Origin of the sequence: Streptomyces sp. NPDC006235, assembly GCF_040613735.1 — a bacterium.
Lineage (GTDB): Bacteria > Actinomycetota > Actinomycetes > Streptomycetales > Streptomycetaceae > Streptomyces.
Map to the genome: position 1 here is coordinate 1 of NZ_JBEXSR010000009.1, position 12,997 is coordinate 12,997.

The 12,997-nt window shown below is 73.2% G+C and carries 8 protein-coding genes; 3 read left to right on the plus strand and 5 right to left on the minus strand.

Features of this window, described 5'->3' with window-relative positions:
* Window positions 1-156 precede the first annotated feature (156 nt).
* Complete coding sequence (treZ, locus tag ABZ192_RS13540; protein WP_356924650.1) at window positions 157-1,902, minus strand: malto-oligosyltrehalose trehalohydrolase; 1,746 nt, start codon at window positions 1,900-1,902, stop codon at window positions 157-159.
* Window positions 1,903-2,075: 173 nt separating this feature from the next.
* Here treZ and ABZ192_RS13545 point away from each other — a divergent pair, with 173 nt between their 5' ends.
* Both ABZ192_RS13545 and ABZ192_RS13550 read left to right on the plus strand, forming a co-directional pair.
* On the plus strand, window positions 2,076-2,627 hold the full coding sequence (locus ABZ192_RS13545) for a DUF1707 and FHA domain-containing protein (protein WP_356924651.1): 552 nt from the start codon (window positions 2,076-2,078) through the stop codon (window positions 2,625-2,627).
* A gap of 202 nt (window positions 2,628-2,829) precedes the next feature.
* Window positions 2,830-4,182: a M14 family zinc carboxypeptidase gene (locus tag ABZ192_RS13550; RefSeq protein ID WP_356924835.1), complete on the plus strand. Its 1,353-nt coding sequence runs from the start codon at window positions 2,830-2,832 to the stop codon at window positions 4,180-4,182.
* A gap of 32 nt (window positions 4,183-4,214) precedes the next feature.
* On the opposite strand, the gene ABZ192_RS13555 is transcribed toward ABZ192_RS13550, so the two are convergent.
* Both ABZ192_RS13555 and lpdA read right to left on the minus strand, forming a co-directional pair.
* Window positions 4,215-5,465 (minus strand): M14 family zinc carboxypeptidase, encoded by a 1,251-nt coding sequence (locus tag ABZ192_RS13555; protein WP_356924652.1) that lies wholly within the window; start codon window positions 5,463-5,465, stop codon window positions 4,215-4,217.
* 148 nt (window positions 5,466-5,613) lie between these two features.
* Complete coding sequence (gene lpdA / locus ABZ192_RS13560; protein WP_356924653.1) at window positions 5,614-7,053, minus strand: dihydrolipoyl dehydrogenase; 1,440 nt, start codon at window positions 7,051-7,053, stop codon at window positions 5,614-5,616.
* A 90-nt stretch (window positions 7,054-7,143) separates the two neighbouring features.
* Here lpdA and ABZ192_RS13565 point away from each other — a divergent pair, with 90 nt between their 5' ends.
* A complete protein-coding gene (locus ABZ192_RS13565; RefSeq protein ID WP_356924654.1) occupies window positions 7,144-8,094 on the plus strand; it encodes a LysR family transcriptional regulator in 951 nt (316 codons plus the stop codon).
* A gap of 16 nt (window positions 8,095-8,110) precedes the next feature.
* On the opposite strand, the gene treY is transcribed toward ABZ192_RS13565, so the two are convergent.
* Window positions 8,111-10,480, minus strand: coding sequence for a malto-oligosyltrehalose synthase (gene treY / locus ABZ192_RS13570; RefSeq protein ID WP_356924655.1), 2,370 nt, complete (start codon window positions 10,478-10,480; stop codon window positions 8,111-8,113).
* 138 nt (window positions 10,481-10,618) lie between these two features.
* A complete protein-coding gene (gene glgX / locus ABZ192_RS13575) occupies window positions 10,619-12,754 on the minus strand; it encodes a glycogen debranching protein GlgX (RefSeq protein WP_356924656.1) in 2,136 nt (711 codons plus the stop codon).
* Between the last annotated feature and the right edge of the window lie 243 nt (window positions 12,755-12,997).

A 12,997-nucleotide genomic window follows, 5' to 3' on the forward strand; every position in this document is an offset into this window, starting at 1 on the left:
TCAGCCGGGCATTACGGTGGAACACGAAGGCCTCCGTGCGGTGAAGATTCGACACCTCCACCACACACGGGGGCCTTCGCCATGATCAAGCCCGGCCAGTGTTAACAACGCTCGTGATCAATACATCTAGACCCTGTCGCCAGGGCCTGGCGGACCTCACTCCTGCAACAGCACCACACCCGACTCCCCGGGCACGTGCACCACCCCGTCCGCCCCGGGAGTCTCCACCGGCTCCCACGCGGCCAGCACGCGCGCGTGCGGGACGCCGAGCGACAGCGCGGCCGGTTCCGGCGCCAGGTTCACCGCCACCAGGACGTCCCCGCGCCGGAAGGCGATCCAGCGGCGCTCCTCGTCGTAGGCGACCTTGGTGTCGGCGAGGTCGGGATCGGTCAGGTCGGGCTGCTCGTGGCGCAGGGCCAGGAGCAGCCGGTACCAGGCCAGCACGCGCGCGTGCGGCTCGCGTTCCGGCTCCGACCAGTCGAGACAGGAGCGGTCCCGGGTCGCCGGGTCCTGCGGGTCGGGAACGTCCTCCTCCTTCCAGCCGTGCGCGGCGAACTCCCGCCGCCTGCCCCGCCGTACCGCGTCCGCCAGCTCGGGGTCGGTGTGGTCGGTGAAGAACTGCCAGGGCGTGCCCGCCGCCCACTCCTCGCCCATGAAGAGCATCGGCGTGAAGGGAGCCGTCAGGGTCAGCGTGGCCGCACAGGCCAGCAGCCCGGGGGAGACCAGGGCCGAAAGGCGGTCCCCCTGGGCGCGGTTGCCCACCTGGTCGTGGGTCTGGCTGTAGCCGAGCAGCCGGTGCCCGGCCACCCGCGTACGGTCCAGGGGGCGCCCGTGGTGCCGTTCCCGGAAGCTGGAGTACGTCCCGTCGTGGAAGTAGCCGCCCGTGAGGGTCTTGGCGAGCCCGGCGAGGGGAGCGCGCGCGAAGTCGGCGTAGTAGCCCTGTGACTCGCCGGTCAGCGTGGTGTGCAGGGCGTGGTGGAAGTCGTCGTTCCACTGCGCGTGCAGCCCGAGGCCGCCCTCGTTCCGGGAGGTGATGAGCCGCGGGTCGTTCAGGTCCGTCTCGGCGACCAGGAACAGCGGCCGGTCCACCTCGGCGGCCAGGGCGTCCACGGCCGTCGACAGCTCCTCCAGGAAGTGCAGCGCGCGCGTGTCCACCAGCGCGTGCACCGCGTCCAGGCGCAGCCCGTCGATCCGGTAGTCGCGCAGCCACGCCAGCGCGCTGCCGATGAGGAACGCGCGCACCTCGTCCGAGCCGGGCGCGTCCAGATTGACCGCGGCGCCCCAGGGCGTGTGATGCCGGTCCGTGAGGTACGGGCCGAATTCGGGCAGGTAGTTGCCGGACGGGCCGAAGTGGTTGTGCACCACGTCGAGCACCACGCCCAGGCCGAGTTCGTGGGCCCGGTCGACGAAGCGTTTCAGCGCCTCGGGTCCGCCGTACGGCTCGTGCACGGCCCACAGCGAGACGCCCTCGTATCCCCAGCCGTGCGTGCCGGGGAAGGGGCACAGCGGCATCAGCTGCACGTGCGTGACGCCCAGTTCGGCGAGATGACCGAGCCGCTCGGCAGCCGCGTCCAGGGTGCCCTCGCGGGTGTACGTCCCGACGTGCAGCTCGTACAGCACCGCACCGGGCAGCGGCCGCCCCCGCCACTGCGCGCGCCACTCGTACCGCTCGTGGTCGACGACCGCGCTCAGCCCGTCCGGGCCGTCCGGCTGCCGGCGCGAGCACGGATCGGGCCGTACGGGGCCGTCGTCCAGCGCGAAGCCGTACCGGGACCCGTCGCGCGCGTCCGCCTCGCCCCGCCACCATCCGGCCCGTGCCGGATCGCGCTCCAACGCGCGCGTGACGCCGTCGCACCGGAGCGTCACACGGCCTGCCTGCGGTGCCCACACCTCGAACTGCACGGACGGTTCCCCTTCGTCTGCTCACCGTGATGTAGCCCGTCCATGGTGCGTCAAACGCGATCAATCCGCTGGTGCATCCACCCATTTGCGGCGGGTCTCGGCGGATGCGGGCACGTGACGGCCGTTTTCCCGTTTTCTGGACAGCCCGGCCGCGCTGCCCGACAATCACGAGCGTGACGTCGTCCTTCGAGTTCAACACGTACCCCGCGCGGCTGTCCGACGTGGAGCGCGACAGGGCGCTGAAGGTGCTCCGTGACGGCGTCGCCATGGGCCGCCTGTCCCATGACACGTTCATCCGCCGCATGGAACTGGCGCTCGCCGCCCGCCGCGCGGACGAACTCGCCGTGCTCACCGCCGACCTGCCCACCGAGAGCCGGTTCTCCCGCCTGGTGTTCGGCACCGTCGAGGCGGTCTCCGGCTTCACCGTACGGCTGCGCAGGGCCTGGCAGGCCGAGAAACTCCCCAAGTTGCTGCTGCCCCACCCGGCGCACGGCCACCCGCTGCGCATAGGCCGCGACCCCGCCAGCGGACTGCGCCTCAACCACGAGACCGTCTCCCGCGTCCACGCCGAACTCCGCCACCAGGGCGGCATGTGGGTGCTGCGCGACCTCGGCTCCACCAACGGCACGACGGTGAACGGACGGCGCGTCGTCGGCGCGGCCGTCGTCCGCGAGGGCGATCAGGTCGGCTTCGGGCGGATGGCGTTCCGGCTGTCGGCCGACTGACCGCGTACCGCTCCGCGGCCGGCTGACCGGAAACCGAGCCATGCCTTAGCTCTGGCCTTGGATTTACCGGTTGTCGCTCCGTGGAGAGTGGCTCAAAACCCATTGTGTTCCGCGGTGTTGACGTACCCCCGAAGTCGTGACTGACTGTGCGTACGCCATGTACAGCTGGTGAAGCGACGGCACCGCATCGGGGAGGTGTGCCCTGCCGCCCCTCCTGCGCTATCCGACCGTCGACGAACTGGGCACCCGGGCCGCCGCCCTCGTCGCCCGCCACCCGCGAGACGCCCGGCTGCGCAGGATCGGCACATCCCGCGCGGGCACGCCCATGTGGCTGCTCTCCGTCGGCCACGGCAGCCGTCAGGCCCTCGTCGTCGCCGGACCCCACGCCAACGAACCCGTGGGCGGCGCCACCGTGCTGCGCCTGGCCGAGCGGGCGCTGGGTGACCCGCGGCTCACGGAGGGCGCCGACGCCACCTGGAACCTGCTGCTGTGCCTCGATCCGGACGGGCTGCGCCGCAACGACGGCTGGCTGACCGGCCCGTACACACTGGGCCAGTACTTCCGGAACTTCTTCCGGCCGGGCTTCCTGGAGCAGCCCGAGTGGCTGCCCGACGGCGCGGCCGGTGCCGCCCTGCCGGAGACGCGCGCCCTGCTCGACGTCCAGGACGAACTGCGGCCGTTCCTCCAGTGCTCCCTGCACGGCGTCGACGTCGGCGGCGGCTTCGTCGAGCTCACCGACGACCTGCCGGGCCTCGGCCGGCGCCTCGCCCACATCGCCGCCCGGCTCGGCATCCCCCGCGAACTCGGCGCCTACGACGCCCTGTACTGGCCCGGGCTCGGGCCCGCCGTCTACCGGATCCCGCCGCCGCGCCCGGCCGGCCTCGCCGCGGCCATCACGGAGGCCGCCGTCGAGTCGACGTGGTTCCACCCGCACCGGCACGGCACCCTCACAGCGGTCGTCGAAGCGCCCATGTGGGGCGTGGCGGCCGTGACGGACGGCTCCCCGCCCGCCGACCGGGACGGGGTGCTGCGGGCCGTGAGCCGCACCCTGCGCCACGACACGGGGCTCCTGCGGCACCTCCTGGCCCGCATCCGGCCGCACCTCGCCGCCGTGCCCGACGCGGCGCGCCTGCTCGCCCCGGTCGACGACTATTTACTGGTCTGCCCCGGTCTCGCCGACGCCTGGGACCCCGACACCGGCGACGGCGCGGCCCACCCCCTTCCGCCGCTGAGCACCGCCCACCTCGCCGCCCTGCGCATCTCCGGGCGACGGCTGGCCCTGCGCACCGCCGGTCTCCTGCACCAGCTCGTGCGGGCCGCCGGACACGACCCGGCCGGGGCGCTGCCGGAGCTGGACCGGCTGATCGACGAGTGGTGCGCCGACTACCACGAGAGCTGCGGGGCGCGCTGGATCCCGGTGGCGCGCCAGGCGGAGTACCAGGCGCGCGTGGTGCTGGCCGCCTTCACACTGGCCGCGCGGGCCACGCGCGCATGCTCCCGCTCGGGCGAGCCGGGGTGGGATTCGGGGGCGACGGTGCCGATGCAGCGGGAGTGACACCGCGATGACGGCGCGGACGGGGCCGGCCTCTACGACGCTCCCTCGCGCGCGTGCAGCGCCGCGGCGACCACCGTACGGGTCTGGTGCTCGACCTGGTGCTCCAACGGCACCCAGCGGGCCCGGAAGCGTTCCGCGAAAGCGTCGCTCCAGGTCGCCACGAGCTCCTCCAACTGCCCGGCCGCCCGGTCGTCGGTCCCGCGCAGCACCCGCCGCAGCATCGCCGCCGCCCGCAACGGCACGCGGCGGGCGAACGCGTCCACGCTGCCGACGTACGCCCGGGTGCGGTCGGCGGGCGGGGTGCGCACCAGGTCGTCGGCCAGCCCCGGCACCAGGTCCAGCCCCCACCGCGCGGCCCGCAGCAACGGCCCGTCCAGGTCCGCGAGCCGGGGCAGCGCGCCGTCGAGGACCCGCGTCACCTCCAGCGCGTCCTGTCGCAGCCGGCCCGCGAGCCGCCCGATCGCCGCCGCCGGGGCCGGATGCGGAGCCGGGTCGTCCACCAGGTCGCTCGCCCACATCGGCACCTCGACCACGGCGGTGAGGCCGCCGTAGCGGTGGGCGTGGAACCAGGTGCTGTGCCGTGCGTCGTCCGGCAGGCTCGGGTACGCGGGCCCGATGCCCGGCGCGGGCATCACGTGCACGCCCGGCCCGGACGCGGGCCAGCCGGCTGCGTCCGAGGCACCGGTCTCCACCGGGATGTGCAGCTCGGCCGCGGACTTGGCGAACGGCTCGGCCAGTCCGGGCACGTCCTTCGTCAACTGCACCCAGCTGCCGCCCAGGTCCGTGCCGTGCAGGGTCACCTGGAGGTAGGGGCGCAGCTCGTCGATGACGCCGGTCAGGGCCCGCGTCTCGGGCGGCAGCCGGTCGGGAGGCAGCACGGACGGCGCCCACTCCGGCTGCTCCGGGCCCGCGGGGCGGAAGAAGCCGAGGTGGTAGTCGAACAGGCTGCGGGGCGCCGGCGTCATGTGCAGGCTCGCCCCGTCCGGGTCCGCGCACAGCAGGAAGTGCCAGGAGATGCCGTCGCGCAACTCCCGCTGTTCCAGCACCCGTCGGGCGAGTGCCAGCAGGGTGCAGGAGCCGGTCGGCTCGTTGGCGTGGGCGCCGGCGACCACCAGCACGGCGCGGCGGGCGCGACCCACGGACAGCAGGTGCAGAGGTCTGCCCGCACGCGAGGCACCCACCTGCCGCAGGGTGCACAGCCCGGGCCGACGAGAGGTCAACGCCCGGGCGGCCAAGACCTGTTCGGCCACCGTCGGGTAGCGCAGCTCCGGCAGGACACTCACCCCCGTCACATCCGCCCGAGTTCGCCATCGCAGTACCCCACGGCCATGGGGCGGTGTCAAGGGCGCGACGGGGGAGGCTCCAGGGGGCGCCCGGAAGCATTGCCGGCCGCTGCGTCATCGCCGTCGGCGTGGCGTCGCCGGCGTGGTGTCACTGCTGGTGCAGCCCGCGTCCGGCCAGGGTCAGGAACGCCTCGCCGACCGCCTCCGACAGGGTCGGGTGCGGGTGGACGTGCCGGGCCACGTCGGACGGCTCCGCGTCCCAGCCGACGATCAGCTGGCTCTCGGCGATCATCTCCGACACGTGCGGGCCCACCAGGTGCACGCCCAGCACGCGTCCGCCGCCGGCCTCGGTGACGACCTTCACCATGCCGCCCTGCCCGTGCACCATGCCCTTCGCGACGGCGGTCAGCGGCATGCTGTTGGCCTCCACCTCGTGCCCACGCGCGCGTGCCTCGGCCTCACTCAGACCGACGGCCGCGGTCTGCGGCGACGAGTACGTGACCCGCGGCACGGCCGCGTAGTCCACGGGCGCGGACGGTACGCCCGCCAGGGTCTCGGCCACCAACAGCCCTTCCGCGAACGACGCGTGGGCCAGTCCGAGCGACGGCGGCGGCAGCAGGTCGCCCACGACGTGGACGCCGGGCACGGCCGTCTCCAGCCGGCCCCAGTCGGCCGGTACGACGAAACCGCGCTCGTCCGTGGTCAGGCCCGCGGCGGCCACGTCCAGGCCGTCGGTGACCGGGGCCCGCCCGACCGCCACGAGCAGCCGTTCCGCCTCGACCGTGAGGGTCTCGCCCCGGGCGGTACGCACGCGTGCGCGTATGCCGTCGTCGAGGACCTCGGCGTCCAGGAGCCGGGCGCCGGCCCGCACGTCGATGCCGCGCTTCTTCAGGCCGCGGGTGAGATGCCGGCTCACGTCGGCGTCCTCCAGCGGCACGATCCGGTCGGCGGCCTCCACGAGGGTGACGTCGGCGCCCAGGGAGCGGTGGAACGAGGCGTACTCCACGCCGATCGCACCGCCTCCGAGCACCAGCACGGACGCCGGGAGCCCGGGCGCGAAGAGCGCGTCATCGCTCGTCACGACGCGCCGCCCGTCCGGTGCGAGCCCCGGGAGCGTGCGCGGCCGTGAGCCGGTCGCGAGCACGAGTCCACGGCGCGCGGAGAGGTCGTACGCGCCGGGTTCGCGGTCCGCGCCGGGTTCGCCGTGCACACCCTCCACCCGCACGGAGCGCGGCCCTGTCAGCCGCGCGCTGCCGCTCACCACCCGCACGCCCGCGTGCGCGAGATGCGCCTCCACGCCCCTGTGGTTGCGGGACACGATGTCGTCGCGCGTGGCGACCAGGGCCGGCCAGTCCACGGTGTCCAGCGTCGCCTTCACGCCCCAGCGCTCGCGTGCCTCGGCGATGCCGTCGACGAGTTCTGCCGCGTGCAGCATCGCCTTGCTCGGGATGCAGCCGCGGTGCAGGCACGTCCCGCCGACCTTGTCCCGCTCGACGAGCACGACGTCCAGACCGAGGGCCGCGGCGCGCAGGGCGGTGCTGTAACCGCCCGTGCCGCCGCCGATGACGATGACGTCCGGTGAGTTCATGCGCTCAGCGTCCGCCCGGCCCTTGCCATGAGTCCAAGGCAATGTTCTTGTGGAATCGATGCAGGGTGTTTATGGGAGGGGCGGCCGTTCATGAGCCTGCGGCAGATGGAGTACTTCCTGACCGTCGTCGAGGAGGCGTCCTTCACCCGCGCGGCCGAGCTGCTGCACGTCTCGCAGCCCGCGCTCTCCCACCAGATCAAGGCCCTGGAACGGTCGGTCGGCGGCGCGCTGCTGGAGCGCATGCCGCGCGGGGTGCGCCTGACGCCCATGGGACGCGCCTTCCGGCCGCACGCCGAACTCGCCGTGCGCAGCGCCGCGCAGGCCCGCCGCGCGGCCCGCGCCGCCGCCGGTGCCGAGGGCGGCGAACTGCACGTCGCCGCCATCCACTCGGTCGCGGTCGGTCTCCTCCCGGACGTCTTCGCCCGCTGGCGCGCCGCCCACCCGCGCGTGCTGCTGCATCTCCACGAGTACGCGACGTCCGAGGCCCTCGAGGAACAGGTCGAGCGCGGCACCGCCGACCTCGCCGTCGGCCCGGCGCCCGCCGGCTGGCCGGGCACCGTCGTGCCGGCCGGCGAGGAGGACATCGTCCTCGTGGTGCCCTTCGACGACCGTTACGCCGGCCGTACGACGGTGACGCTGGCGGAGCTCGCCGACCGCCCCTGGGTGCGCTGCGCCATGGAACCCGTCGTCCACGGCGAACGCTTCCTCGACTGGGCGTGCGCACGGGCCGGCTTCAGCCCGCGCACCGCCGTGTTCACCGAGCACACCTCGACGGCGGTACGGATGGCGGCCGCCGGTGTCGGGGTCTGCGCCGCGCCCGCCCACCTCGTGCGCGACGCGGTCGGCGAGGACTGCGTCGTGCTCACCCCCGACCCGCCCTGGAAGCGCACCCTGACGGTCTTCTCCCGCCTGCCTCCGACCGGGGCGGCCGAGGCCTTCGTGACCCTGCTGCGCTCGGCCTGGCCCCACCCACGCGTGTCCCCGGCCGCACCGCTGCGGGCATACCAGGACTGCCCCGGGGACGGCACGGCCGTGGCCTGACGACCAGCCGCCCGACTCACTCTCCGACCCGCTCCAGCAACGCCACCGGCAGCCGCTCGAACAGCTCCTCCACGCGCGCGTGGCCCGTGAACTCGCGTGCCGGTTCCAGAACGTCCGCCCACCGCCCCGGCGGCAGCGGCAGTCGGGTGTCCTGCCAGCCGCCCGCCTCCGCGAGCCGGAGCGACAGGCGGGTCACGGCCGTCAGCACCTCTCCGGAGCGGGCGAACGCCAGGCAGTGGGCCGCCGCCGGTCCCTGGGCCGGGAGCGGCAGGTACGTCGCCGTGTCGCCGAAGGCGTCGGGGCGTCGGGCGCGCAGCCCCAGTGCCGCCCGCGTCACCGCGATCTTCTCCGCGGACGTCCCGCCGGACTCCTCGGGCGGGAAGCTCACCGCCCGACGGTTGTCGGGGTCGACCAGCGCCCGGTACTCGGCCTCCGTGCCCTGGTAGACGTCCGGCACCCCCGGCATCGTCAGCTGGACCAGGGCCGAGCCCAGCACGTTCGCCCGGATGTGCGGCCCGAGAGAGTCCCGGAAGGCGGCGATCCGCTCACTCGGCGCCCCGCACGGCCCGGCCGCCACGAACCGCGCCACCGCCTCCTCGTACGGCGGCTCCTGCTCGGTCCAGCTGGTGAACAGGCCCGCCTCGCGCACGTGCTTCAGCACCGCCCCCTGCACCCGCTCCAGGGCCCCGGACGCCGGGCCGAGCCCGTACACCGTCTGCCAGGCCGCCCAGGCCAGTTGCGCGTCCGGCACGCCCTCGCCGGTGCGCGTCACCTCCGCGAGGACGTCCGCCCAGCGGCCGGGGCACTCCGTGAGCACGTGCAGCGCCGCCCGGACGTCGGCGCTGCGCTTCGTGTCGTGCGTCGAGGCGACCGTCCCGGTCACCGGCCAGTCGCGCTGCACGCGCGCGCAGTACGCGTGGAACTCCTCCGGCGACAGCGCCGGACCGCCCGGATTCCCGCCCACCTCGGTCGCCGACAGCAGCGGCACGTACCGGTAGAACGCCGTGTCCTCCACGGACTTCGCCCGCAGCGCCGACGAGGTCTGCGCGAACCGCGTCCGGAACTCCAGCTGCGCGGGCCCGTCGCCGTACCGCCCCAGGACGAGGTCCCGTACGACGTCCACCGCGCCGGCCTCCTCGGGCACGGTGAAGGCCAGCCGGGCCTCGGCGGCGGCTTCCTCGGTGACCACGGACGCCGCGTCGACGGACTCGTACGGCCGGTAGACCTCCATCCGCACCAGCAGCTCCTGGAGCGCCGTGCGCAGCGCCCAGGGCGCGCGGTCGCGCAGCGCCGGTTCCGGTGAGGTCGCGCACAGCCGGTCCGCCACCCGCACCAGCCGGTCGGTCTCGGTCGCCAGCTCGTGCGTGAGGACCTTGTACGCCGCCCGCCGCACCGTCGCCTCCCACTGCCCGCCCCGGTCCGTCTGCGGGGCCGCGAAGCGCCGGTACTGCCCCAGCAGCTCCCCGAACCCGGCGGGATCCGTGAAGAGCCCGTCCACGTGCCGCAGGGCGTCGTAGCCGGTGGTGCCCGCGACGGGCCAGGAGGCCGGCAGCCGCTCACCGTCGGCCAGGATCTTCTCCACGACGGTCCAGCGGCCCCCCGTCGCCTCGTGCAGCCGCCGGAGGTAGCCGTCGGGGTCGGCGAGCCCGTCGGGGTGGTCGACGCGCAGCCCGTCGATCACGCCCTCGTGGAGCAGCTGCAGGATCTTGTCGTGGGTGGCCTCGAACACCTCCGGGTCCTCCACCCGCACCCCGATCAGCTCCGAGATGCTGAAGAAGCGCCGGTAGTTGAGCTCGGTGCGGGCCAGCCGCCACCACACGGGGCGGTACCACTGCGCGTCCAGCAGGTGCGGCAGCGGCAGGTCCTCGGTGCCCTCGCGCAACGGGAACACGTGGTCGTAGTACCGCAGGACGTCACCGTCGACGCGCAGCTCCCCGAGCACCTCGCCCAGCGGCCCGCCGAGCACCGGCAGCAGCACCTGGCCGTTCCGGGCCTCCCAGTCGATGTCGAACCAGCGCGCGTACGGCGACTTCGGGCCCTCGCGGAGCATCTCCCACAGGGCGCGGTTGTGGCGCGGGGCCATGGCCATGTGGTTCGGGACGATGTCCACCACCAGTCCGAGCCCGTGCTCGCGCGCCGTGCGCGCCAGCGCCCGCAGTCCCTCCTCGCCGCCCAGTTCCTCCCGCACGCGCGCGTGGTCGACGACGTCGTAGCCGTGCATGGAGCCCGGCACGGCCTCCAGGACGGGGGACAGATGCAGGTGCGAGACGCCGAGCGAGGCCAGGTACGGCACGACGGCCGCCGCGGCCCCGAACGGGAACTCGGGCTGCAGCTGCAGCCGGTACGTGGCCGTGGGCACCACGGGGTCAGGTCGCTCAGGTGTCATGGAGACCTACGTACCCGCCCTGCCGCCGTTCGTGTCATCGCCCGCGCCAGGTGCCCCGCGCGTCGCCCGGACGAGTGGCTCTGTCCGGGCGACGAACCTGGGGCGAACCGGGCGACCGACCGGGCGCCGCGCCGCCGGCTACACGGGCCGCTGGAGCACCGTCATGCTCCGGTCGGTCAGGGTCAGCCGGTCCCCGGCCTGCACCTTCGGGCCCGTGCCGGGCGGCACACCGTCCGCGCGGGCGGTGTCGACGACCACCTGCCACTGCCGCCCGTGGTTGACCGGAACCAGGAACTCCAGCGGCTTGGGCGAGGCGTTGAACATCAGCAGGAACGAGTCGTCAGTGATGCGCTCCCCGCGCGGGCCCGGCTCCGAGATCGCGTTGCCGTTGAGGAACACCGTCAGCGCCGAGGCCCGTGCCGAGTCCCAGTCGCGCTGGGTCATCTCCCGGCCCTCGGGGGTGAACCAGGCGATGTCGGACAGATCGTCGTGCGTGCCCTCCACGGGCCGGCCGTGGAAGAAGCGCCGGCGGCGGAAGACCGGGTGGTCCCGGCGCAGCCACACCATCGCGCGCGTGAAGGCCAGCAGCTCCCGGCTCAGGCCCCCCTCGGCGTCCTCTCCTCCCTCTTCGGGCCACTCGACCCAGGCCAGCTCGTTGTCCTGGCAGTAGGCGTTGTTGTTGCCGCGCTGGGTGCGGGCGAACTCGTCGCCGTGGCTGATCATGGGCACGCCCTGGGACAGCATCAGCGTCGCGATGAAGTTCCGCATCTGCCGGGCCCGCAGCCGCAGCACGTCCGGGTCGCCGGTCTCGCCCTCGGTCCCGCAGTTCCAGGACCGGTTGTGGCTCTCGCCGTCCCGGTTGCCCTCGCCGTTGGCCTCGTTGTGCTTGTCGTTGTACGACACGAGATCATGCAGTGTGAAGCCGTCGTGGCAGGTCACGAAGTTGATGGAGGCCAGCGGGCGCCGCCCGTCGTCCTGGTACAGGTCGGACGAGCCGGTCAGCCGCGAGGCGAACTCCGCGAGCGTGCGCTGCTCGCCCCGCCACAGGTCCCGCACGGTGTCCCGGTACTTGCCGTTCCACTCGGTCCACAGCGGCGGGAAGTTCCCCACCTGGTAGCCGCCCTCGCCCACGTCCCACGGCTCGGCGATCAGCTTCACCTGCGAGACCACCGGGTCCTGCTGCACCAGGTCGAAGAACGACGACAGCCGGTCCACCTCGTGGAACTGCCGGGCGAGCGTCGCCGCCAGGTCGAAGCGGAACCCGTCGACATGCATCTCCGTGACCCAGTACCGCAGCGAGTCCATGATCATCTGGAGGACGTGCGGGGACCGCATGAGCAGGGAGTTCCCGGTCCCTGTCGTGTCCATGTAGTAGCGGGGGTCGTCCGTCAGCCGGTAGTAGCGCGAGTTGTCCAGGCCCTTGAAGGACAGGGTCGGGCCCAGGTGGTTGCCCTCGGCGGTGTGGTTGTAGACCACGTCGAGGATCACCTCGATCCCGGCTTCGTGCAGCGCCTTCACCGCCGACTTGAACTCCAGCACCTGCTGACCCCGGTCGCCCCAGGAGGCGTAGGCGTTGTGCGGGGCGAAGAAACCGATCGTGTTGTAGCCCCAGTAGTTGTTCAGGCCCATGTCGACCAGGCGGTGATCGTTCACGAACTGGTGGACGGGCATCAGCTCCAGGGCCGTGACCCCGAGCTCGGTGAGGTGCTCGATGATCGCCGGGTGCGCGAGGGCCGCGTAGGTGCCGCGCAGCTCCTCCGGCAGGCCCGGGTGCCGCATGGTGAGGCCCTTGACGTGGGCCTCGTAGATCACCGTGTGGTGGTACTCGGTGCGCGGCAGGCGGTCGTCGCCCCAGTCGAAGTACGGGTTGACCACGACCGACGTCATCGTGTGCGGCGCCGAGTCGAGATCGTTGCGCCGGTCGGGATCGTCGAAGTGGTAGCCGTAGACCTCCTCGCCCCAGCTGATCGAACCGCTGATCGCACGCGCGTACGGGTCGAGCAGCAGTTTCGCGGAGTTGCAGCGCACCCCGCGCTCCGGGGCGTACGGACCGTGCACCCGGAACCCGTACCGCTGCCCCGGCATGATGCCCGGCAGGTACGCGTGCCGTACGAACGCGTCGCTCTCCCGGAGCTCGATCGCCGTCTCCGAGCCGTCGTCGTGCAGCAGACACAGCTCTACTCGGTCCGCGGCCTCCGTGAAGACAGCGAAGTTCGTGCCGGCGCCGTCGTACGTGGCACCGAGTGGATATGCCTCTCCAGGCCAGACCTGCATGGATACGACTCTTTCAGGTGAGCGGCGCCGGTGGGGACGCCTTGGCCCCGAGTCTCCCCGAAAGTGAGGGAACCTCCTATGGCTTATGTCCCTCTTACCGCGTGACCAGTGCATATGCCTTATGCCGAACCAGTGGGGCAAGTGATACTCCCGAGGCTATTGGGGGAGTAGGGGAAAGATTGATACTGGGCAGAGCGGACCGGCCCCGGTACGGGCAGCCGCACGGCTGAGGACTACCCTGCC

Bases quoted from the DNA above. Each gene is read 5' to 3' on its own strand.
- glgX (WP_356924656.1), bottom strand. From the start codon at position 12,754: ATGCAGGTCTGGCCTGGAGAGGCATATCCACTCGGTGCCACGTACGAC.
- ABZ192_RS13565 (WP_356924654.1), top strand. From the start codon at position 7,144: ATGAGCCTGCGGCAGATGGAGTACTTCCTGACCGTCGTCGAGGAGGCG.
- treY (WP_356924655.1), bottom strand. From the start codon at position 10,480: ATGACACCTGAGCGACCTGACCCCGTGGTGCCCACGGCCACGTACCGG.
- lpdA (WP_356924653.1), bottom strand. From the start codon at position 7,053: ATGAACTCACCGGACGTCATCGTCATCGGCGGCGGCACGGGCGGTTAC.